Origin of the sequence: Microbispora sitophila (genome assembly GCF_014892245.1) — a bacterium.
Classification (GTDB): Bacteria; Actinomycetota; Actinomycetes; order Streptosporangiales; family Streptosporangiaceae; genus Microbispora; species Microbispora siamensis.
Genome location: NZ_JADBGC010000040.1, coordinates 22174 through 43347, shown reverse-complemented (window position 1 = coordinate 43347; position 21174 = coordinate 22174). Strand labels below are relative to the sequence as shown.

Annotated in this window: 19 protein-coding genes and 3 pseudogenes; 15 read left to right on the top strand and 7 right to left on the bottom strand. The window is 71.0% G+C overall.

Annotated elements, in window-relative coordinates; all coding sequences use genetic code 11:
* Positions 1-16 precede the first annotated feature (16 nt).
* Positions 17-3730 (top strand): CHAT domain-containing protein, encoded by a 3714-nt coding sequence (locus IL992_RS48100; RefSeq protein WP_193209032.1) that lies wholly within the window; start codon positions 17-19, stop codon positions 3728-3730.
* A 3-nt stretch (positions 3731-3733) separates the two neighbouring features.
* Here the strand turns inward: IL992_RS48100 and IL992_RS47255 are convergent, their stop codons facing one another.
* Positions 3734-4258: a LysR substrate-binding domain-containing protein gene (locus IL992_RS47255; RefSeq protein WP_264295207.1), complete on the bottom strand. Its 525-nt coding sequence runs from the start codon at positions 4256-4258 to the stop codon at positions 3734-3736.
* On the opposite strand from IL992_RS47255, the gene IL992_RS48095 reads away from it, so the two are divergent.
* Complete coding sequence (locus IL992_RS48095; RefSeq protein ID WP_264295206.1) at positions 4196-4333, top strand: hypothetical protein; 138 nt, start codon at positions 4196-4198, stop codon at positions 4331-4333. The two genes, IL992_RS47255 and IL992_RS48095, sit on opposite strands and share 63 nt — an antisense overlap.
* Positions 4293-4511 (top strand): annotated as a pseudogene (locus IL992_RS49195) (ester cyclase); the annotation flags it as partial. The gene IL992_RS48095 and the pseudogene IL992_RS49195, both read left to right, overlap by 41 nt.
* 192 nt (positions 4512-4703) lie before the next feature.
* On the opposite strand, the gene IL992_RS42920 reads toward IL992_RS49195, so the two are convergent.
* A complete protein-coding gene (locus IL992_RS42920) occupies positions 4704-6194 on the bottom strand; it encodes an aldehyde dehydrogenase family protein (RefSeq protein ID WP_193209031.1) in 1491 nt (496 codons plus the stop codon).
* Positions 6195-6309: 115 nt separating this feature from the next.
* Here IL992_RS42920 and IL992_RS42915 point away from each other — a divergent pair, with 115 nt between their 5' ends.
* From IL992_RS42915 to IL992_RS42875, 9 genes are all read left to right on the top strand, one after another.
* A complete protein-coding gene (locus IL992_RS42915) occupies positions 6310-7149 on the top strand; it encodes an IclR family transcriptional regulator (protein ID WP_319019195.1) in 840 nt (279 codons plus the stop codon).
* A 219-nt stretch (positions 7150-7368) separates the two neighbouring features.
* Positions 7369-8679: an ABC transporter substrate-binding protein gene (locus IL992_RS42910; protein WP_193209029.1), complete on the top strand. Its 1311-nt coding sequence runs from the start codon at positions 7369-7371 to the stop codon at positions 8677-8679.
* Positions 8676-9431: an ABC transporter ATP-binding protein gene (locus IL992_RS42905; protein WP_193209028.1), complete on the top strand. Its 756-nt coding sequence runs from the start codon at positions 8676-8678 to the stop codon at positions 9429-9431. The genes IL992_RS42910 and IL992_RS42905 overlap by 4 nt, the downstream gene beginning before the upstream one ends.
* Positions 9428-10153, top strand: a complete 726-nt coding sequence (locus IL992_RS42900) for an ABC transporter ATP-binding protein (protein WP_193209027.1) — start codon at positions 9428-9430, stop codon at positions 10151-10153. Before IL992_RS42905 ends, IL992_RS42900 begins: the two co-directional genes overlap by 4 nt.
* Position 10154: 1 nt before the next feature.
* Entirely contained in the window at positions 10155-11021 is an 867-nt protein-coding gene (locus IL992_RS42895; protein ID WP_193209026.1) for a branched-chain amino acid ABC transporter permease, read from the top strand.
* On the top strand, positions 11018-12052 hold the full coding sequence (locus IL992_RS42890) for a branched-chain amino acid ABC transporter permease (protein ID WP_193209025.1): 1035 nt from the start codon (positions 11018-11020) through the stop codon (positions 12050-12052). Before IL992_RS42895 ends, IL992_RS42890 begins: the two co-directional genes overlap by 4 nt.
* Positions 12036-13406: an amidase gene (locus tag IL992_RS42885; RefSeq protein ID WP_193209024.1), complete on the top strand. Its 1371-nt coding sequence runs from the start codon at positions 12036-12038 to the stop codon at positions 13404-13406. Before IL992_RS42890 ends, IL992_RS42885 begins: the two co-directional genes overlap by 17 nt.
* The gene (locus IL992_RS42880) at positions 13403-14518 is read left to right on the top strand and encodes an NAD(P)-dependent alcohol dehydrogenase (RefSeq protein ID WP_193209023.1); all 1116 of its coding nucleotides are present in this window, start codon (positions 13403-13405) and stop codon (positions 14516-14518) included. Before IL992_RS42885 ends, IL992_RS42880 begins: the two co-directional genes overlap by 4 nt.
* Positions 14519-14542: 24 nt before the next feature.
* Complete coding sequence (locus tag IL992_RS42875) at positions 14543-16006, top strand: benzaldehyde dehydrogenase (protein WP_193209022.1); 1464 nt, start codon at positions 14543-14545, stop codon at positions 16004-16006.
* An 83-nt stretch (positions 16007-16089) separates the two neighbouring features.
* Here the strand turns inward: IL992_RS42875 and IL992_RS42870 are convergent, their stop codons facing one another.
* Positions 16090-16335: a type B 50S ribosomal protein L31 gene (locus IL992_RS42870; protein ID WP_193209021.1), complete on the bottom strand. Its 246-nt coding sequence runs from the start codon at positions 16333-16335 to the stop codon at positions 16090-16092.
* Positions 16332-16496, bottom strand: a complete 165-nt coding sequence (gene rpmG, locus IL992_RS42865) for a 50S ribosomal protein L33 (protein ID WP_193209020.1) — start codon at positions 16494-16496, stop codon at positions 16332-16334. The genes IL992_RS42870 and rpmG overlap by 4 nt, the downstream gene beginning before the upstream one ends.
* Before the next feature lie 160 nt (positions 16497-16656).
* Between rpmG and IL992_RS49190 the strand changes: the two are divergent.
* From IL992_RS49190 to IL992_RS42855, 3 genes and pseudogenes are all read left to right on the top strand, one after another.
* Positions 16657-16905, top strand: a pseudogene (locus tag IL992_RS49190) (Rieske 2Fe-2S domain-containing protein); the annotation flags it as partial.
* Between the two features lie 130 nt (positions 16906-17035).
* A complete protein-coding gene (locus IL992_RS47240; protein ID WP_226874821.1) occupies positions 17036-17248 on the top strand; it encodes a hypothetical protein in 213 nt (70 codons plus the stop codon).
* A gap of 87 nt (positions 17249-17335) precedes the next feature.
* Positions 17336-17520, top strand: a pseudogene (locus IL992_RS42855) (response regulator transcription factor); the annotation flags it as partial.
* Between the two features lie 144 nt (positions 17521-17664).
* Here the strand turns inward: IL992_RS42855 and IL992_RS42850 are convergent.
* From IL992_RS42850 to IL992_RS42845, 3 genes are all read right to left on the bottom strand, one after another.
* Entirely contained in the window at positions 17665-18354 is a 690-nt protein-coding gene (locus IL992_RS42850; protein WP_193209052.1) for a Rossmann-fold NAD(P)-binding domain-containing protein, read from the bottom strand.
* 71 nt (positions 18355-18425) lie between these two features.
* Entirely contained in the window at positions 18426-18557 is a 132-nt protein-coding gene (locus tag IL992_RS48090) for a hypothetical protein (protein WP_264295205.1), read from the bottom strand.
* Between the two features lie 113 nt (positions 18558-18670).
* On the bottom strand, positions 18671-20863 hold the full coding sequence (locus tag IL992_RS42845; RefSeq protein ID WP_319019194.1) for a cellulase family glycosylhydrolase: 2193 nt from the start codon (positions 20861-20863) through the stop codon (positions 18671-18673).
* Between the last annotated feature and the right edge of the window lie 311 nt (positions 20864-21174).

Sequence of the window (21174 nt, the reverse complement as noted above, 5' to 3'; positions counted from 1 at the left end):
AATCGGAGATGATCGGATGCCTGTCTTCTCGATCGTGCTCCTGGTGCTCGCCGTCGGGGCCACGGTGGCGCGGGCGCGAGTCGTCGCCTACCGCAGGGGCGGGCCGGCCCAGGTGGACTCCGTGATCGTGTTGTCGGCGGTCGTGCTGTTCTTCACGGTGCTCTGGGGCGGGATCTCGTGGGGTCTTCACGGAGTCCTGCACGCGTTGCTGTCATGGAAGTTCGCGCTCGCCGCACTGGGCGCCGTGGTCGGGGGAACCGGCTGGGTGAGCGCCGGGATGGGGGGCGCCCTCGTCTTCGGGTTCCTCGACCCGGACCCCGATCTCCTGCGGTGGTGGATCGTCCCGATCCTGATCGGCCACGTGATCCGTGAGCTCTCACCGGCCGGACCGCGCCCACCCGGCCTGTTCACGGGTTCCCGGACGCGGGGCGACCTCGGCTTCATCCAGCCTCCGACGCTCCGCGACCGCACCGCCCGAGCGCTCCACCTGCTCGCCGGGGCCGCTCCGTTGGCGCTCGCCTTCCGCGGACCGTCGCCGGCCATCGGCTCCTGGCCCGATTGGACGCTCGGCCTGGCCGTTCTGATCACCGGACAGGCCTGGTGGCTCGACCATCTGATCCAGCGCGTGCCCAGACCCTCCCAACGGGGGTTCCGGGTGTCGTCGATCGCCATGATCCTCGGCACCTGCGCCGTCGCGGCGACGCCGGTCGGCGAGTGGACCGTCGCTCTGTGGCGGTCGCTGCCCGGCCCGGCGTGGCTGGTCGGCGGTGCCGTGCTGGTCCTGCTCGACGCGATGGTCCGGGTCCCCCCGCGACAAGGGGGGAGGGGCCCGCTGGTGAGCATCTGGGTGGCCGTGGCGTTGGTGATCGACCCGGCGCTGCGCCGCGGCCTCTACCTGTACGCCGTGGTCGTGGTCTTCCACCCGGCGCCCGATCTCCTGCCGGGGGTGGCGATCCTCGTGTGCGCCGAGGCCGCGCTGACCTGCCTGGGGGCCGTCGACGCGGAGGTCAGGGCCCTGCGGGGCTTCTATCTGTCGATGATGTTCCGTCTGACCCCGGCCGAGCAGGCCCGGATCTTCTCGGCATGGCTGTTCGACGCGTTCCTCGCCCGTCCGGGGCGCCCCGACTACGGTTTCGTCACCACCCTGAGCGCGAACGGAGCCCTGTCCGGCATGGGACGCGTTCCCCTCGGCCAGGCTTTTCTCAACTTCGACCCCTGGACCCGCGAGCCCATGAAGGAGCAGGAGGCCTTCCGCTGGGTGGAGGTCGCCGAGGCCGCGCTCACCCTCGTGGAGGAGGAGGTGATGCCGCGCTGTCCGGCCGCGCACCTCGCCCGGCTGCGCCGAGACCAGGCCAGGGCGCGCGCCCAATGCCACGTCACCCGGGCTCTCCTGTGCCAGTACCTCAACTGGCGCGACACCTCGATCGGCGAGTGGCTCGCCGCGGCCCGGCACGCCGAAGCCGGCGACGCGCCGAACGGCGCGGCGATGGCGCGCGCCAACGCGGCCCTGATTCTCGCCGGCCGCCTCGCCCGTCCCGGGGACGCGCTCCGTCTCATCGAGGACGGGCCGGACCCAGCGGCCTTGACCGGCCCGATCCGGCGGCACGTCCTCACCGTCGCGGCCCTCGCCCGCATGGTTCTCGGGGACGTGGCCGAGGCCCGGTCACTCCTCCGTCAATCGCAGGCGACCCCGCTCGGCCGCGCGGACTGGGCCGTCATGCGCGCCGAGGAACTGACCCCGGCGCCGCTCATCCGCTCCCGCACGATGCCGAGGGTCACCAAGCAGGCATTGGCCGCTCAGGAGGCGATCGTCAGCGCCGTCGTGTATGGGGAGCCCGTTCGCGCGCGATTCCCCCGCGAGTTCTCGCTGGCACCGGGACTGAACGAGTACCTGCGTGCGGCGGCACTGATCTACGAGGAGCGCTACCACGAGGCGAAAGACGTGCTCAGGGACGCCCATGCGCAGGCCGCGGCCGCGGGCCACCTCACCTGGTCCTACAACTCCCTGATGAACCTCGCCGACCTCGCCCTGCTGGACGGGGACGCGCGATCCGGCTACCGGCTGCTGCGCGAGGCCGTCACCACTCTGGAGGAGATGCGCGGGCGCGTTCTGGACGCCGACCTTCGCATCGGCGCCGGGGCGGGGCCGAACGGCGACCCGTACGAACGGGCGGCGTTCGCGCTGGTACTGGAGGACCTGGGCGTTCCCCACCCCCACGCCGAGGCGTTCGAGCTTGTTGAGCGTGGCCGCTCCCGCGTCTTCCTCGAACTCCTCGGCGGTGTCAGCACCCGGGTCGTACCCCCGGAGCTGCGTGAGCTGGCCGCGGCCGAGCAGTCGGCGGCCGAGGACTTCGAGCGGGCACTGCGGGAGGGCCGGGCCGACGAAGTCCGCACGTTGCGTGAGCGCCTCGACGCCGTACGCGCGGAGCTGCGCTTCGCGGGAACGGCCGGAGCGGAGTACGCGGATCTGCGCGAAGGGCGTCCGGTTTCGCAGGCCGAGATCCGTCAGCTCCTCGGGGACGGCGTGGTGCTCGGCGAGTTCCTCGTCACCGATGGGGGCACGCTCCTGTTCCTCGTCCGCGCGGGGGAGGAGGAACCCGAGGTCGTCGTCCTTGAGCAGACCCGGGTGGATCTCCGCACAGCTGCGGAGGCGTCGCGAACGCCCCTTCCCGAGGGCGGTTCCGACTGGCAGGACGTCTTCCGGGCCCTCGTGCGGCCGCTGGCCGACGCCTGCGCCGAGGGCGAGCACGTCTGCCTGGTGCCCCACGACGTCCTGCACATGGTCCCGCTGCACGCGGTGGAGATCGACGGAGTGCCGTTCGGATCGCGGAACCCGGTCTCATACCTGCCCAGCGCCTCGACGCTGCGGTATTGCACACGCCGCGAAGACGGCCGGGTGAAGTGGGAGCGGGGCGCGGTCCTCCTCGCCGACTCGTCCCCGGACCGGCCCCTCGTCCACGCTCGGGTGCAGGCGACCGCCATCGCCGGCCTCTTCGGGCCGCACGCGCAGGTGCTGACCGGCCCGGACGTCACCCGCACGGCGGTGCGTGAGAGGTCGGCCGACGTATGGCACGTGGCCTGCCACGGCGAATTCGACGACGGCGAGCCCGGTAGGTCTGGCATCCTGCTCGCGCCGGGCGAGGGCCGATTGACCGCCACCGACGTGCTGAGCCTTCGCCTGGACTGCGATCTGGTGACGCTGAGCGCCTGCCGGACCGGGCTGTCCGCCCTCACCTCGGGTGACGAGTTGATCGGGCTCACCCGGGCGCTGATCTATGCCGGGGCGTCCTCGGCGGTGGTCAGCCTGTGGTCGGTGGATGAGATATCGACCAGCATCCTGATGGAGGAGTTCTATACGCGCCTGGTCAGGGGAGAAGACAAGTCCTCCGCTTTGGGGCGCGCCCAGGATCGCGTACGGACCATGACCGTGACCGAGGCCATCGCCTACTGCGAGCGGGCGCTGGAGCGTTTCCCGGAGGCGTACGAGGCACTGTCGACGGACATCGCCGATCTACGCGCGCGTGCCCGCGATCTCAGGGGCGCGGAGGCCGCGTACCTCGCCCTGGCGGGCCGCCACGAGGAGGGATCGCCCGAGCAGCGCCGCCTTCTCGCCGCGGCCACGCGCTGTCGCCACGCCGCCCGCCACGTCGGCGCCGCCGACTATCAGATCAGGCCGTACGCGGATCTTTTCCATTGGGCGGCGTTCGTGCTGGTCGGCGACTGGCGGTGACCTTCACCTGCCGGCGCCGTGCGCCAGGTGAGGCGTCGACCAGGAGGAGCTGTCCACCTGACCGCTCACGCAGTCACGGGCCGACCTGCGGAATGCGGCCACCAGCCGGCTGCGGTCCGCGGCCCGGGTTGCCACGACGACGTGGCCCGGTTCGACGCCGCGCAGCGGGATCGCGGTGAGGTCGGGGCGGATTCCGGCCGCGTGCAGGGAGGCCGGGACGATGGCCACAGCCTGCCCGGCGGCTATGTATTCGAGCTTGTCCTCGATGGTCTCGACAGGGGGTCCGCCGGGCGCGGGGCGTCCTCCGGGCCGTGGGTCGATACGCCAGTACGCGTCGAACTCCGGGTCCGGGAAGCGGGGGATCGGCTCGCCGTCGATGTCGTCGAGGGTGACCGACTCCTTGCCGGCCAGACGGTGCCCGGCCGGCACGAGCAGCATCTTCGGCTCCTCGTAGAGGATCGTCACGTGCAGGTCGTCGGTCTGCAGCGGCAGCCGGGTGATCGCCGCGTCGACCCGCCGGTCGAGCAGGGCCTCGCGCGGCTCGTTCCACTCCAGGTGCAGCGTGCGTACGTCGGCGTCGGGGTGCTTGCACCGCCGGAGTGACGATCAGGCCCGCGGTGTAGCCGACGGTGATCCGGGTGGGCTGCGCGGCGGCCTGACCGTCACGATCGAGCACGTCGTCGAGTCCGGCGACATGGTGGCCGTGCGCTCGGTCGGCCGCGGCGTACACATGGGGGAGTTGCTCGGCGTCGAGGGCACGGGCCGCGAGGTCGGGTTCCGGGCGTCGGACTTCCAAATCACCGGCCAGATCCTGCACGTCGACGGCGGCCGACGCGTACGGGAGCCTGACCGTGCTCGACGCGACAGCCGGCCGTTTCGGCACCTCGCCCAACGCCATCCTGCCCGCCGCCGGCTAGGCCAAGCGTGCGCACACGCGCACCATCCACTCGGTCCCGCCGCCGGCGGTGGCGGGTCAGAAGGAGAAGGTCCGATCCTGGTCGCGTACGGTGACCCACTGGAGCTCGCAGAACTCCTCGGCGGCGAAACCGAGCCCGAAACGTCCCCAGCCGCTGTCCTTGACGCCGCCGAACGGCATGTGCGGCTCGTCGTTGACGGGCTGGTCGTTCACGTGGACGATGCCGACGTCCAATTGCGCCGCCAGTCGCAGGCCGCGGCGGCTGTCACCCGTGATGATCGAGGCGGCCAGGCCCAGATCCGACCGGTTGGCCCGGGCGACCGCCTCCTCGGCCGAGTCGACGGCCTCCAGGATCACGACCGGCCCGAAGGTCTCGCCGTGGGCGATCTCGGCCTCGCCGGGGACGTCGGTGAGTACGGTGGCCGGATAGCACGGCGGCCGGGGGACCCCTCCGGCCAGGACGCGGGCGCCGAGTTCGACGGCCTCGTTGACGCGGCGGTCGAGGAGGGCCAGGGCCCACTCGTTGATGACCGGGCCGACGACCGTCTCCGGGGCATGCGGGTCGCCCGTCGGCAGCGCCGCCACCTTGGCCGCGAACCGCTCGGCGAACTCCTCCGCCAGCGGGCGCTCGACGTAGACGCGCCGGGCGCACATGCACACCTGTCCCTGGTGGACGAAGGCGCCGTAGGCCGCGGCGTCCACGGCGTACCCGATGTCGGCGTCGCGCGCGACGATGAGCGGGTTCTGCCCGCTGAGCTGGAGCACGAGGCGCTTGAGGTGCCGCCCGGCCTTCTCGGCGAGGCGCCGTCCCGTCGGCGTCGACCCGGTGAAGTTGATCCGCTTGACCAGGGGGTTCGCGAGCATCGCGTCGCCGATGTCGCCGGCCTCCCCCGGAGCGTGGGTGACGACGTTCAGCGCGCCGGCGGGCAGGCCGGCCTCGTGGAGGATCTCTGCCCAGAGCGCGCCTCCGGTGTAGGGCGCTTCCTCCGAGGGTTTCAGCACGACCGTGTTGCCGAGGGCGAGCGGGCCGACGATCGCCCGTCCTGACAGGGTGAGCGAGGCGTTCCACGGCGCGATCGCCGCGACCACGCCGACCGGGCGCCGTACGGCCATGGCCTGGGTGCCCTCGACGTCCGACGGCAGCAGTTCCCCCATGGGCCGGTAGGCCAGATGGGCGGCCTGGCGCAGGAGCCTGAGCGTGAAGTCGAACTGGACGTCGCCGAAGTGACGGCCGCACCCGGTCTCGTCGGCGAGGGCGTCGAGGACCTCCGCACGGCGGCCCTCCAGGATGTCGGCGGCGCGCAGGAAGATCTGCTGGCGTCGCCGGGGCGCCTGTCCGGCCCAGCCGCCGAACGCCGCATGGGCGGCCTCGATCGCCCGGCGCGCGTCCTCGGCGTCGCCGGCGGCGACCTCGCAGAGCGCCGCCCCGGACCACGGGGAGTGGTCGAGGTAGGTTCGGCCGGAGCCGGCGGCCACCCAGTCGCCGCCGATGAAGTGACCGAGTCGCGCCGTGCGCCACCCGTTCCCGGCGCGCCCCGCTCCGGTCATATGGCTCGATCCTCTTCCCCACGTCGTCCGCACGGTCGAGAAAGCGTTCACGCAATCGGGCCGGCAGTCAAATGCGTTCGGAGGACTGGAACGCGGTGGCAATATGCTGACCGCCGTGACCGAAGAGGACTCTCCCCGCCGGCCTGGTCGTGTGACGACCGACCCCTCCGCCTCGCACTCCGTCTCCCTGGAGCGCGGCCTGCGCATCCTGTCGGCCTTCACCGGGAACCGATCGGTGCTGGGGATCGCCGACCTGGCGCGCGCGGTCGGCCTGAACAAGAGCACTACGCACCGATACGTGGCCACGCTGACCGTGCTGGAGTATCTCCAGCAGGACCCGGAGACCAAGAAGTACTTCCTCGGCCCGCGCGCCGTCGACCTCGGGTTCGCGGCGATCGACTCGATGGAGCTCACCCGGGTCACCGGGCCGCTGCTGCAGGCGCTGGCCGACGAGACCGGGTTCACGGTCAGCCTGGGGCTGTGCGACGGGCCGGACGTCGTCTACGTGGACCGCCGGCGCAGCGGCCGGCGCAGCGCCCTGGCCATGGACCTCAACCTGCACGTGGGCTCCCGGCTGCCGGCGTACTGCACCTCGATGGGCAAGGTGCTGCTGGCGTACAAGGACCCGGCGGCGCTGCGGCAGATCCTCGATCACACCGACATGGCCCGCCGCGGGCCCAAGACGATCACCAACAGGGAGCAGCTGCTGGCGGCGCTGGCGAAGGTGCGCCAGAGCGGCATGGCGGTCAACGACGAGGAGCTGGCTCCCGGCCTGAGGTCGTTCTCCGCGCCGGTGCGCGACCGGTCCGGCGACGTGGTGGCGGCGATCAACGTCGCGGTGTACCTGACCCTCGCGCCGACCACCGTGGAGGCGCTGGCCGGGCGGCTGGAGGCCCCGCTGCGGCGCACCGCGGCCGAGATCTCCCGGCGACTCGGCTACCGGCCGCAGGCATAGCCGTTCCAGTCAAGGAATTCGCGTTCGAGCTTCCGGGACGCCCTGTTGCTCCCGTGTTAACGGGACCGTACGGTCGGGGCACCTTTCCGACATCCCCGAGGTCGGCGCCGCGGTCACCAGCCGCGCGACCCCACCCGACCCGGTTTTCACGAGCACCCCCTGGTGTCCCGACAGGGCTTCGCCATGCCCGCGGGACCGTACGACACAAGGAGTCCTCGCGTGAGCGACGCTTCCGTGGGCGGCATGGACCGCCGTTCTTTCCTCAGCGCGGTGGGCCTCGGCACCGCCGCGATCGGCGGCGCCCCGCTGCTGAGTGCCTGCGGCGGGCTGAAGGGCACGGGCACCTCGTCGTCCGACGTGCTCAAGATCGGCTACGTCAGCCCGCAGACGGGCCCGCTGGCCGGCTTCGCCACCGCCGACAACTTCGTGGTCAAGCAGATCCAGGAGGCGCTGCGGAACGGGTTCACCTCGGGCGGCAAGAAGCGCACGCTCGAGATCGTCGTCAAGGACACGCAGTCGAACCCCAACCGCGCCACCGAGGTCACCCGGCAGCTGATCAACAGCGACAAGGTCGACCTCATCGTCGGTTCCTCCACGCCCGACACCACCAACCCGGTGGCCGACCAGTGCGAGGCCAACGGCATCCCGAACGTCACCACGATCGCTCCGTGGGAGGCGTGGTTCCACGGCCGGGGTGGCAAGCCGGGCGAGGGCTTCAAATACACGACGTTGTTCTTCTTCGGCATGCAGGAGTTCGCCGACTGCTTCTTCCCCATGTGGGAGCGCATGGACGTCTCCAACAAGAACGTCGCCGCCCTGTGGCCCAACGACACCGACGCCAACGCGTTCCGTCAGGGGCTCGGCCCGATGATGGAGAAGTCCGGCTACACCGTCGTCGACGGCGGCGCCTACCAGGACGGCGCGACCGACTTCACCGCGCAGATCGCGAAGTTCAAGGAGTCGGACGCGGAGCTGTTCACCTGCACCCCGATTCCCCCGGACTTCCAGACCTTCTGGAAGCAGGCCCAGCAGCAGGGCTTCCGGCCGAAGCTGGCCACCGTCGCGAAGGTCATGCTGTTCCCCTCGGAGGCCGAGGCCCTCGGCCGGCTCGCGAACAACATCGCCACCGACTTCTGGTGGAGCCCCGCCCACCCCTACACCTCCACCCTCGACGGCAAGAGCGCCAAGCAACTCGCCGACGACTTCGCCGCGGCCACCGGCAAGCAGTGGACCCAGGCCCTCGGCTCGGTCTACTCACTGTTCGAGATCGCGATTCAGGCCTTCAAGGACGCGAGCGACCCCAAGGACCGCGACGAGGTGGCTTCCAAGCTGCGCGGCATGAAGATCAACTGTATGAGCGGGAACCTCGACTTCACCGCGGGCCCGCAGCCCGGCATCGCCATCCAGCACCCGGTCGGCGGCCAGTGGCGCAAGGGCGAGCGCTTCCCCTGGGACGTCGTCATCGTCGACAACACGCCGAACAAGGACGTCCCCGTCGGCGGCGAGCTGAAGCCCACCGACGCCCGATGACGCCGTCACTGCTGCACCTCGACGGCGTCACCAAGAGCTTCGGCAAGGTGACCGTCGCCAGGGAGATGACGCTTTCGGTCCAGCCGGGCGAGGCGCTCGGGATCGTGGGGCCGAACGGAGCCGGCAAGTCCAGCCTGTTCGCCATGATCTCCGGTGACCTGCGCCCCGACAGCGGCGCGGTCTGGTTCGAAGGCCGCGATGTCACGGCCGTACCGCCGCACGCCCGCACCCGGGCCGGCATCGGCCGCACCTACCAGGTGCCCCGGCCCTTCGAGCACCTGACCGTGTTCGAGAACGTGCTCGTGTGCGCCCACCAGGGCGCCGGGCTCAAGGGCAGGCAGGCCTGGACGCACGGCATGGACGTGCTCGACCGCACCGGCCTGGCCGGCCTGGCGAACACCCCCGCGGGGCGGCTCACCCTGCTCCAGCGCAAGCGCCTGGAGGTGGCCCGGGCCATCGGCACGGCGCCTCGGCTGCTGCTCCTGGACGAGGTCGCCGGCGGGCTGACCGAGCCGGAGGTGCTCGAACTGGTCGAGGTGGTGAAGCGGCTGCACGCCGAGGGCCTCGGCATCGTCTGGATCGAGCACGTCGTGCACGCACTGGTGAAGACCGTCGGCCGGATGGTCTGTCTCGCCGGCGGCGACCTGGTCGCGGACGGCGAGCCGATGACGGTGCTCGCCGATCCGAAGGTCCGCGAGCTCTACCTGGGCGGCGGCCCGGAGACCGGCCTCACGGACGAGGAGGGCTCATGACGCTGCTGTCCATCCGCGACCTCACCGTGCACCACGGCCAGCTCCGCGCCGTGGACGGCCTCAGCCTGGAGATCGAGAAGGGCGAGGTGCTCGCCATCATCGGCGCCAACGGCGCGGGCAAGTCCACGCTGCTGCGCGCCCTTGCCGGGCTCAACCCCCCGACGTCGGGAACCGTCCACCTCAGGGGCCGCGACATCACCCGCTTCCCCGCCCACAAACGCGTGTCGGAAGGCATCGCCCTGGTGCCGGAGGGCCGGCGGCTGTTCCGCTCCCTCAGCGTGGAGGAGAACCTGCTGACCGGCGCGTACCGCAGGCGTCCCGGTCCCTGGACCGTCGCCCGCGTGTACGAGCTGTTCCCCTGGATGGCCGACCGGCGTGGGCAGAACGCCGCACAGCTGTCGGGCGGCGAGCAGCAGTCGGTGGCCATCGGCAGGGCGCTGCTGTCCAACCCGGACCTGTTGCTCATCGACGAGCTGTCGCTGGGCCTCGCGCCGGTGATCGTACGCCGCATCTACCAGGTGCTCCCGGACATCGTCGCCACCGGCACCACCGCGCTGATCGTCGAGCAGGACGTCTCCCAGGCCCTGCGGGTGGCCGACCGGGTGCACTGCCTGCTCGAAGGCAGGTCCGTACTGCGGGGACGGCCGCAGGACCTGACCCCGGAGCAGGTGGAGCACGCGTACTTCGGAATCGGCCCGACTGACCGAGAGGGACACGACTGACATGGGCTGGCTCAACGCCGTCATCCAAGGGCTGCTGCTCGGCGGGCTCTACGCGCTGTTCGCGACCGGGTTGTCGCTGATGTTCGGCGTCATGCGGATCGTCAACCTCGCGCACGGCGACCTCGCGGTGGTCGCGTCGTTCCTGGCATTGGCGCTGGTCGGCGGCACCGGGCTGCCCCTGTGGGTGGTTCTGGTGGTGACCGTCCCGCTGTTCGCCGTGCTCGGGTACCTGACCCAGCGGGTGCTGCTGCAACGCAGCCTGTCCGCGGGGCCGCTGGCGACTCTGCTGGTCACCTTCGGCCTGTCCATCGTGCTGCAGAACGTCCTGCTGGAGATCTTCTCCGCGGACACCCGCACCCTCGACGGGGGTTCCTTCGCCACGGGCTCGTTCGAGCTCAGCGGCTCGATCTCCGTCGGCTATCTCTCGCTGACGACGTTCCTGCTGGCCTGCCTCGCCCTGGCCGGCATCCAGCTGTTCCTGTCGCGCACCGGCCTCGGCCGGATGCTGCGCGCGTCGTCCGACGACCGGGAGACCGCGAACCTGGTGGGCGCGGACAGCCGGCACGTCTACGGCATCGCGACCGCCATCGCGTTCGCCACCGTCGCGCTCGCCGGACTGATGTTCGCGATCCGCTCGTCGTTCGATCCCGCGATCGGCCCCTCGCGGCTGATCTTCGCCTTCGAGGCGGTCGTCATCGGCGGTCTCGGGTCGCTGTGGGGAACGCTGCTCGGCGGCGTCGTCCTCGGCGTCACCCAGTCCCTGGGGGCGCAGATCGACCCCGCGCTGACCCTGCTCGCCGGCCACCTCGTCTTCCTCGCCGTGCTGGCCTTCCGGCCGCAGGGCCTGCTCGCAGGACGGACCGCATGACCATCTCCCAGATGCTGACCGCACGCGCGGCCGTTGACGTGAGCCGCGCCGCCCGCTCCTCCAAACTGTCGGCCGTCGCCATGCTGATCGCCGTCGCGGTCCTCGCGGCGCTCCCGTTCCTGGTGTTCAGCACGGTCACCGACACTCTCGTCAACCTGTTCGTGCTGGTCGCGCTGGCGAGCATGTGGAACCTGCTCGCCGGGTTCGGCGGGCTGGTCTCGGTCGGGCAGCAGGCCTACATCGGCATCGGCGCCTACTCCGTCGTCGCGCTCGCCGACCTGGGTGTGCAGCCGTACCTCGCGGTGCCGCTGGCCGCGCTCACCTGCGCCGTCTTCGCGCTGCCGACCTCGTGGCTCGCCTTCCGGCTGCGCGGCGACTACTTCGCCGTCGGGACCTGGGTGATCGCCGAGGTCTACCGGCTCCTGGTCGTCCGGGTCGACAGCCTCGGCGGCGGCAGCGGCAAGGGCCTGACCGGGCTCTCCGGCGTCGACCAGGTCCTGCGCGGGGCGCTGACCTACTGGGTCGCGCTCGCCCTGGCCCTGGCCACGATCGCCGGATGCTACCTGTTGCTGCGAGGCCGGCTCGGCCTGTCGCTCATGGCCGTCCGCGACGAGGAGACCGCCGCGAGCTCCGTCGGGATCGACGTACGGCGGGCCAAGCGCGTGGTCTACCTCGTCTCGGCGGCCGGCTGCGGCGCGGCCGGCGGGGTCATCACGGTGAGCTCGCTCAGTGTCAACCCCGACGCCATCTTCAGCGTGCAGTGGTCGGCATACATGATCTTCATCGTCGTCATCGGCGGCATCGGCTCCATCGAGGGTCCACTGGTCGGGGCGGTCGTCTTCTTCGGGCTGCAGCAGCTGCTGTCCGACTACGGCTCCTGGTACCTGGTGCTCCTGGGCGCCATCGGCATCGCGGCGGCGCTCCGGCTGCCGCGCGGCTTGTGGGGCCTGGTGCGCGACAGGACCGGGCTGAGCCTGTTCCCCGTCGGCTACTTCGTCCGGAAGCGGGACACCGATGTCGTCTCCGGTTGAGGCGGCCGCTCTCACGGCGACCGCCGCCTCGGCCGCCATCGCCCGCGGTGAACTGTCGCCCGCCGAGCTGACCGAGCACATGCTGGCCAGGATCGAGGCGACCGAGCCGTGCCTCAACGCGTACGCGACGGTGACGGCCGACCGGGCACGGGCCCGGGCGGCGGCGCTCGCGGGGGAACCGGCCCGCGGGCCGCTGCACGGCCTCCCCATCGGAATCAAGGACCTGATCGACACGGCGGGTGTCCCCACCGGCTACGGATCGCCCCTGTTCACCGGCCACGTCCCGGAGCGGGACGCGAGCGCGGTGGCCCGGCTGCGGGAGGCGGGGGTGGTGATCCTGGGCAAGCACACCACGCACGAGCTGGCGTGGGGAGGGCGCACGGACAGCCCGTTCTTCGGCCCCACCCACAACCCGTACCGCCGGGGGCGCATCCCCGGTGGCTCCTCCGGCGGCTCGGCCGCCTCCGTCGCCGCGGGCAGCTGCCTGGGCGCGCTCGGCTCGGACACGGCAGGCAGCGTGCGCATCCCGGCCGCGCTCAGCGGCTGCGTCGGCTTCAAGCCGACCCGGGGCCGCGTCCCCCTCGACGGCGTGCTGCCGCTGGCCCCGTCGCTGGACCACCTCGGCGTCCTGGCGCGCACGGTGGACGACGCGGCGCTGCTGACGACCGCACTCGCGGCACCGGCGCCGGCCGATCTTCCCGCGAAGCCGCGGGTGGGCTGGCTGGGCGGCTGGTTCGACGCGGTGCTCGCCCCGGAGGTCCGCGAGGCGCTGGCGGCCACCCGCAGCCGGCTGGAGGAGCACGGGCTGCGCGTGGACGACGTCGTCGTCCCCGGCGAGCCGCTCATGCCGCAGGCCCTGCTCTCCAGGATCGCCCACGAGGCCGGCGCCTTCCACCGGCGCGCGTTCGAGCGGAACCCCGAGCTGTTCGGGCCGGACATCGCCGAACTGATGCGGATGGCTCCGCCCACCGCCGACCAGGTCGAGGCCCACGAGGCGGCCATACGCCGGTTGACCGGCGCCCTGCGCAGGGCGCTCGCCTCCTGCGACGTGCTGGCCTGCGCCACCGTGCCCGTCGTGGCCCCGCCCATCGGTGCGATGACGCTGACGGCCGGGAACCAGGAGTGGCCCGTCGAGTTCGTGCTGACCCGGCTCACCTCACCCTTCAACGCCGCGGGGCTGCCCGCCGTCTCGGTGCCGGTGACGCTGGCCGGCGGACTGCCGGTCGGCCTGCAACTCGCCGGCGCCGCCATGCGCGACGAGGTCGTCCTGCACGTGGCCCGTACGGTCGAGCGGCTGACCCCGCCGCTGCCTCCTCCCGTCGTCCCTACGACCCCCAAGGAAAGAACGTCATGAAGGTGACCGCCGCCGTCGTCGACGAACTCCACGGACCGTTTCGCATCGAAGAACTCGACCTCGACGAGCCCGGGCCGGGCGAAGCGCTGGTGAAGATCGTCGCCTCGGGGATCTGCCACACCGACGAGATCACCCGGCACGGGGACCTGCCGATGCCGTTCCCCGCCGTGCTCGGGCACGAGGGAGCCGGGGAGGTCGTGGCCGTGGGCGAGGGCGTCACCGGCGTGCGGCCGGGCGACCACGTGGTGATCGGCTGGCCGTCGTGCGGGGACTGCCGCAACTGCCGGGACGGCGAGCCGCGCTACTGCTCCCGCCTCGGAGAGGCCCTGTGCGGAGGCGGGCGGCTGCTCGGCCCGCGCGCCGGGAAGACCGCCCTGCGCCGCCCCGGCGGCTCACCGGTGCACAGCCATTTCTTCGGGCAGTCGTCGTTCTCCACCTACTCGCTCACCTGGGCCGAGGCCCTGGTCGTGGTCCCCCCGGACGCGCCGCTGGACCTGCTCGGCCCGCTCGCCTGCGGCATCGCGACGGGCGCGGGGGCGGTGTTCAACACGCTGAAGCCCGGCCCGGGGTCGAGCCTCGTGGTGTACGGGGCGGGCGCGGTCGGGCTGGCCGCCGTCATGGCGGCCCGGCTGTCCCCGGCCACGACGATCATCGCGGTCGACCGGCACCCGGCCCGGCTCGCCCTGGCCACGGAGTTCGGCGCCACCCACACCGTCGACGTCTCCGAGGCGGACCCCGTGGCGGAGGTGCACCGGATCTGCGGTGGGCCGGCCGACCACGCCCTGGAGTGCACCGGCGTCATCTCCGTCGTACGTCAGGCGGCCGACAGCGTGGGGATGCTCGGGACCTGCGTCCTCATCGGCGGGGCGCCGGCGGGCGCGGAGTTCGGGCTCGACCACCTGTCGACGCTGTGGGGCAAGCGAGTCGTCGGCACCCTCGGCGGCAGCGGCCGCAGCGAGACGCTCATCGGCACCCTCGTCGAACTGCATCGTCAGGGACGCTTCCCGTTCGACCGGCTGGTGCGGTTCTACGACCTGGCCGACATCGACACGGCACTGCGGGACAGCCGTCACGGCGACGTGCTCAAGCCCGTCCTGCGCATGAGCCACTGAGGACAACAGGAAAGGACACCCGCTGTGGGACTTCTCGACAGCGTCGACTGGCAGGGAAACATCTTCAAGAACGGCGAGTGGACCGCCGGACGGGGAGGCGACTACGCGGTCGTCGAACCGGCCACCGGTGAGGAACTCGGCCGGATGGGGCTGGCGACCCCCGAGGACGTGGCGGAGGCGGGGGAGACCGCCACCAGAGCCCAGCGGGAGTGGGCCGCGATGCCGCACACCGCGCGCGCGGCCGTCCTGCGCAGAGCCGGGGACCTGTGGCAGCGTCACGCCGAGGAGATCAGCGACTGGAACATCCGCGAGGTCGGCGCGGTCCCGGGGATGGCCGGGTTCGCGCTGCACGTGGCGGCGGAGGAGTGCTACGAGGCGGCCTCGCTGCCGGGCCGGGCGATTGGCGAGGTCCTGCCGTCGGAGCAGCCGCGGCTGTCCATGGCGCGGCGGATGCCGGCGGGCGTGGTCGCGGTGATCTCACCGTTCAACGTGCCGATCATTCTCGGCATCCGGTCGGTCGCCCCGGCGCTCGCCCTCGGCAACGCCGTCATCCTCAAGCCGGACCCGCGCACCGCCGTCACCGGCGGCACGCTGATGGCGCGTGTCTTCGAGGAGGCCGGCCTGCCGCCCGGCGTCCTGCAGATGCTGCCCGGCGGCGCCGACGTCGGCGAGGCCCTGGTCACCGACCCCAACGTCCGGGTCATCTCGTTCACCGGCTCGACCCCCGTCGGCCGCCGCATCGGCGAGCTGGCGGGGCGGCACCTGAAGCGGGCGCATCTGGAGCTCGGCGGGAACTCCGCGCTGCTGGTGCTGGACGACGCCGACGTGGACGCGGCGGTGAACCTGGCCGCCTGGGGGTCGTTCTTCCACCAGGGGCAGATCTGCATGACGACCGGGCGTCACCTGGTCTCCGCACGGCTGTACGACGACTTCGTGGAACGGCTCGCGGAGAAGGCCGGTGGGCTCCCGGTGGGTGACCCGAAGTCCGGCGCGGTCGCGCTGGGGCCGGTCATCGACGCGGGACAGCGCGACAAGATCCACCGCATGGTCACGGCGAGCGTGGAGCAGGGGGCGAGACTGGCGTCCGGCGGAACGTACGACGACCTCTTCTACCGGCCGACCGTGCTGGCCGGCACCCCCCTCACCGCGCCCGCCTTCGCCGAGGAGGTGTTCGGTCCCGTCGCGCCGGTCACCCGTGTGTCCTCACCCGAGGAGGCCGCCGAACTGGCCGCGGTGAGCGAGTACGGGCTTTCGCTGGGCATCGTGACACGTGACGTGATGCACGGGCTCGCCGTCGCGGAACGCATCCCCACCGGCATCGTGCACATCAACGACCAGACCGTGAACGACGAGGCCAACGCGCCGTTCGGCGGCGTTCGGGCGTCCGGCACCGGATCCCGGTTCGGGGGCGCCGCGGCGAACATCGAGGCGTTCACCGAGACCCGCTGGATCACCATGCGCGGCGAGCCCGCGCGTTATCCCTTCTGACGGACTCCCCGCCACGCGGCCGGCTCGGCCCGAGCCGGCCGCATCTGACCTTCTCCCCCTGGCCCGAACGAGGGCCGCGGCCTTCAGCTTCTCCCGTAGCGCTGGTTGAACCGCTCGACCCGGCCGGCGGTGTCCAGCACCCGGTTGCGGCCGGTGTAGAAGGGGTGGCTGGCCGAGGAGACGTCGACGTCCACCACGGGATAGGTGGTGCCGTCCTCCCACACGATGGTCTTGTCGCTGGTGATCGTGGATCGGGTGAGGAAGGCGAAACCGGCGCCGGGGTCGCGGAAGACGACCGGCCGGTAGTCGGGGTGGATGGCCTTTTTCATCGTTCCTCCCGGAACTCGACGTGGCGGCGGACGGTCGGGTCGTATCTGCGCAGCTTCAGGCGGTCGGGATCGTTGCGCCTGTTCTTGGTGGTCACGTAGGTGTAGCCGGTGCCTGCGCCGGAGCGCAGCTTGATCACCGGTCGTAGCTCGTTTCTGGCCATCCCTCTCGTCCTTCTCGGTCGACGGCTGCGCGTGATAACCACAACGGTTCTCATTTTCATCCCCCTGCCGTCCCCGTTCCGGCACACCACTTCCGGCTCGTGAGACGGCGGGACATTCGCTTTCCGGCATGCGGGAAGCGGTGTTCCGCCGCCCGCATGCGTGAGGTCTCATCGTCAGAAGCAGTGCCCTCGCCCGCTTTACCCCTGGAGTACGAAGGAGTCGCGCACCCGCGCCGGCGAGGTCACCGCGATGTCGGACCGGTGCGTGCACCGCCGTTTCCCGCTGTCACAGGCACCGAGCCAGTTGGTCGACGACCAGGTGGTGTGCGGCCATCACGGGTTCACCTACGGCGCGGACGGCGTGTGCGTGGCCGTGCCCGGCCAGACGCGCGTGCCTCGTACCGCCCGGCTGAAGAGCTACCCCGTGGTGGAGCAGGACTCGTTCGTGTGGGTGTGGATCGGCGACCCGGGGAAGGCCGACGCGGCCCGCATCCCGCGGGCGCCGTGGCTGGACTCCGGACTACACGACGGTGTCGGGGATGGAGCCGCTCAAGGCGCGGTTCGGGCTGCTGGTGGACAACCTGCTGGACCTGTCGCACGAGACGTACCTGCACGGCGGCTACATCGGCACCCCGGAGGTGGCAGCGACCCCGATCACGACCGAGGTGGACGAGGAGGCCGGCGTGGTGTACGTCAGCCGGCACATGGACGACGCCGAGTGCCCGCCCTTCTATGCCAAGTCCACCGGCTGACCGGACGGCTCATGCGCTGGCAGGACATCGAGTACACCCCGCCGTGCCTGTACAACTGCACTCGCGCATCGCGCCCCTCGGCGTGCTCTGACCGAAGCCATCCGCGATGGCCTGCGCCTGGAAGCGATCGCCGGTGACGGCGACACCGCTCTGGAACTGCTGAGCATCCACGCCTACGACATCGCCGTCCTCGACCGGGACATCCCGGGCCCTCCGGCGACGAGATCGCCAAACGCATCGTCGCCTCCGGCAGCGGCATGCCGATCCTCATGTCCCCGTTTTCGTGGTCTCGGGCTGGGCGAGCGGATTTTGGCCGAGTGGGAACGCCATGCCGTAGGAGCGGGGCTCGGCGGGCCATCCTGGAGACCGGCGTACGCAACACCGCGGCGCTCGCCCTCTACCACAGGGATCGGCTATCAGCCGACCGAGCGATATGTCGACGGCCGCGACCCCGCCATCAACCGGGCGTTCGCCAAAGAGTTCAGCGAGCAGTTGACCGGCTGACCGCCCGTGGGGATTTCGGTCCACTCCAGCACGCCGCGCTCAGCCAGCCAAGACTCCTCCACCCACACGAACTCGGCAGTCGAACCGGTGGCCTGCTTGCACGCCTGGAGCATGCCGCCGTAGGTCTCCCGGCCGATCGGCGTGGCGACGTCGCAGACGCCCGTGGCTTGCCGTTCGATCAGGTCGAGGGTGAAGCGGGCGACGTCGCGGACATCGACCGGATGGATGGCCCGGTCGGGTGGTGCCGGGGCGAGCACCCGGCCGCCGCGGACGAGCCGACGTAACCACCACGGCAGCCGGCCCACGTACTCGCCGGGGCCAAGGATGACATGCGGCCGGATGAACAGGGTGTTGTCGCCGAACTCTCGCCGGATCGCCAGCTCACAGCCCACCTTGAGCGGACCATACGCGTCGGGGTCCCATCTGCCTGCGGGTGCCGGGGTCGAGATCGGGGTCGCCGTCCCACAGGGGGAGGACTCGTCGACGGCCCGGTACGGCCAGTCGCGGTACGCCGAGATCGTAGATATGAACGCGTAGCGGTCCACACTGCCGGCGAGCGCCCGTGGCGCGTCGCGCACCAGGGCCGGTACGGCCCCGGCCACGTCGCGGACGACATCCCATGGCCCATGCGAGGGGAGCTGTGCGAGATCCTCGGGACGTTCCCAGCCACCACTTACGTGCTGCGCTCCATGTGGTGGCCTGCCGCGCCGCGATTGAACAGGGTGACCTGCCAGCCTCGCTGTACGGCCTCCGCCACCACGGCACGGCCGGCGAACCACGAGCCTCCCAGGATCATTATCCGCATCGATTCATCATCGTTCAGAACTGTCTACACACGTAAAACTGGCTCTGGCGCCAGCCGCCACCCCTGAATGGGGGCCGTGGCCGGTGTGGCCGCGGCCCCCCGTCCGTGGTTCGTCAGGAGGTGCCGCCGGTCACCGTGGTGCCGGACTTGGTGATGTAGTAGGTGGTCTTCGACCCGCTCCAGAAGTGGAAGGTGAGGGTGACGCGGCCGTCGTTGACCTCATTGAAGAACTCGGGTTTCAGGATGATGGTGTTGGCGTTGTAGTCGGGCTGGAAGTGCTCCCAGAAGTGCTTGTACGGGGTCCAGTTGGCAGGTCCGGCGGGGCTGCCGTCGGCGTACTTGGCCTCCATGGTCGCGAGCTGGTCGCCGCGGAACTGGGTGGGTATGGCGAACGAGGAGGTCGTGCCGGTCGCGGCGGCCTGGGTCGGCGGGTCGGAGGTGATGACGCTGATCGGCCACGGCACACCCTGGGAGAAGCGGGCCTCGATCGTGGCGTTCACCCCGTACGCCCGGTTCCCGGCCAGCCGCGTCAGGGCCGCCGCGGTGAGGGTCAGGGTGTTGCCGGACACGGTGTAGTCGGCGCCTTCGGCGAGGTTGGTGCCGCCCTGTCGCAGGCCCTGGAACGTGGTGCCGTTGAGGTTGAGCGTGAGCGTCTTGCCGCTGATCGCGCCGGTGCGGGGGACGTACACCTGATCGGACGAGGCGGTGCCGGAGCGCGTGGTCCAGCTGGCCTTCATCATCTCGTAGACGCCCTGGTCACGCCATCGCAGCTCGTTGCGGTTCAGGAACTGGCCCGCGTCCCAGAGCATGGTGGTGAGCTTCCGGATGCGGGCGTGATAGCCGACGGCCTCGAGATACTTCAGGAACTCGCCGCGTTCGATGATCCCGGGCCGGGTGTGATCGTAATCGAGCAGCGCCCATTCTCCGATGATCACCGGGATCCCGCGGGACACGAAGGTGTTGTACACCCGGTCGAAGGTGCCGATCAGGTCCTGCTCGACGTTGGTGTCGTACGTGGTGCCGCCGGCGATGTTGACGCTGAACGGCCACCACCCGTAGAAGTGCACCGTCGCGGCGAGATTGGGGTCGTGGAGCTGGTTGAAGGTGGCCGTCAACGCGTCCAGCCGGCTCTGGTCGCCGCTGGTGTTCAGGGTGGGCAGCACGAGCAGCCGGGTGGCGTTGCCGCCTCCGGACCCGCGCACGAGGTGGACGAACTCGGTGTTGAGCTCGTTCAGCACCTGATCGCTCTCGCTGTCTCCAGAGGTGCCGGTGAACTGCGGCTCGTTGATGCTCTCGAACACCAGCTTCGGCGAATAGTCGCGGAACGTGCCGGCGATCTGCCTCCACAGCGCGGTGTACCTGTTCATCACGGTGGTGCGGTCGCCGGGGTACCCGTTGATCCACTGCCAGGAGTCGTGATGCAGGTTGATCATCACGTAGAAGCCCTCGGCAAGCGACCAGTCGACGACCTGGCGGATGCGGTTCAGCCAGGCGGCGTCGATGGTGTAGTCAGGCGCAGGACCGTGGTGGTTGCTCCAGGTCACCGGGATCCGGATGCTGTTGAACCCCTGGGATCGCACGTGGTGGAGCAGGGCCTGGGTCGTCAGCGGGTTGCCCCACGACGTCTCATCGGGGATGGCGTCGAACGTGTTGCCCAGATTCCAGCCGGGCTGCATCGCGGCCACCCTGGCCATCGCGTCGCCCGGCTGGGGCGACGGAGAAGGGGACGGCGATGGTGACGGGCTGGGGGACGGCGAGGGGGACGCGGACGGCGACGGGCTGGGAGATGGCGACCGTGACGGACTCGCGGAGGGCGACGGTGACGGTGACCGCGACGGACTCGTGGAGGGCGACGGGCTGGGAGACGGCGAGGCGCCGGTACCTCCGGTGCACGTGACGCCGTTGAGCGCGAACGCGGGCGGTGTGGTGTTGCTGCCGGCCCACGACCCGTTGAAGCCGAAGGAGACCGTCCCGTTGGTCGCGATGGCCGCGTTGTAGCTCGCGTTCGCCGCGGTGACCTGCGCGCCCGACGAGGTGATCGTCGCGTTCCACGCCTGGGTGACCTGCTGGCCCGAGGGGAACGTCCAGGCCAGTTTCCAGCCGTTGACCGGGTCACCGAGGTTGGTGACGCTCACGTCGGCGGTGAAACCACCCGGCCACTGAGCCGAGACCGCGTACGCCACGCGGCAGGCCACGGCCGCCTGGGCGTTGACGGCCATCGTCATCCCCGCCGCCAGCAGCACGGCCAGGGTGCCGACGACCACGCTCACCCGCAGCCGGGCTCTTCGTAAGAGTCGCAGATCCACGACCGACCTCCCTTGTCTTACACAGGTGTTGTCGTGCCGGACGGCCTGCCGAACCGCTTCAAATGGAGTGAGACGCCGGCGCAGGCAAACTCAGCTACGCAACAGAAACTCAATATCGCGCGAAACATAGCAGGGCGGTGTTTCGCGAACCACTGCCTCTCACGTAGCCACCGCACCGATGCGCAGGCGGTCTCATCAGCAGGAACCTTCAGAGACCCATGCACCTCTTTCCGGCCAGGTCACCGGTGGTATCACCACGGTCTGGCACGGCGCGCTCGCCCGTCTGCGGATAGGACGTTAGAAAGTTTCTG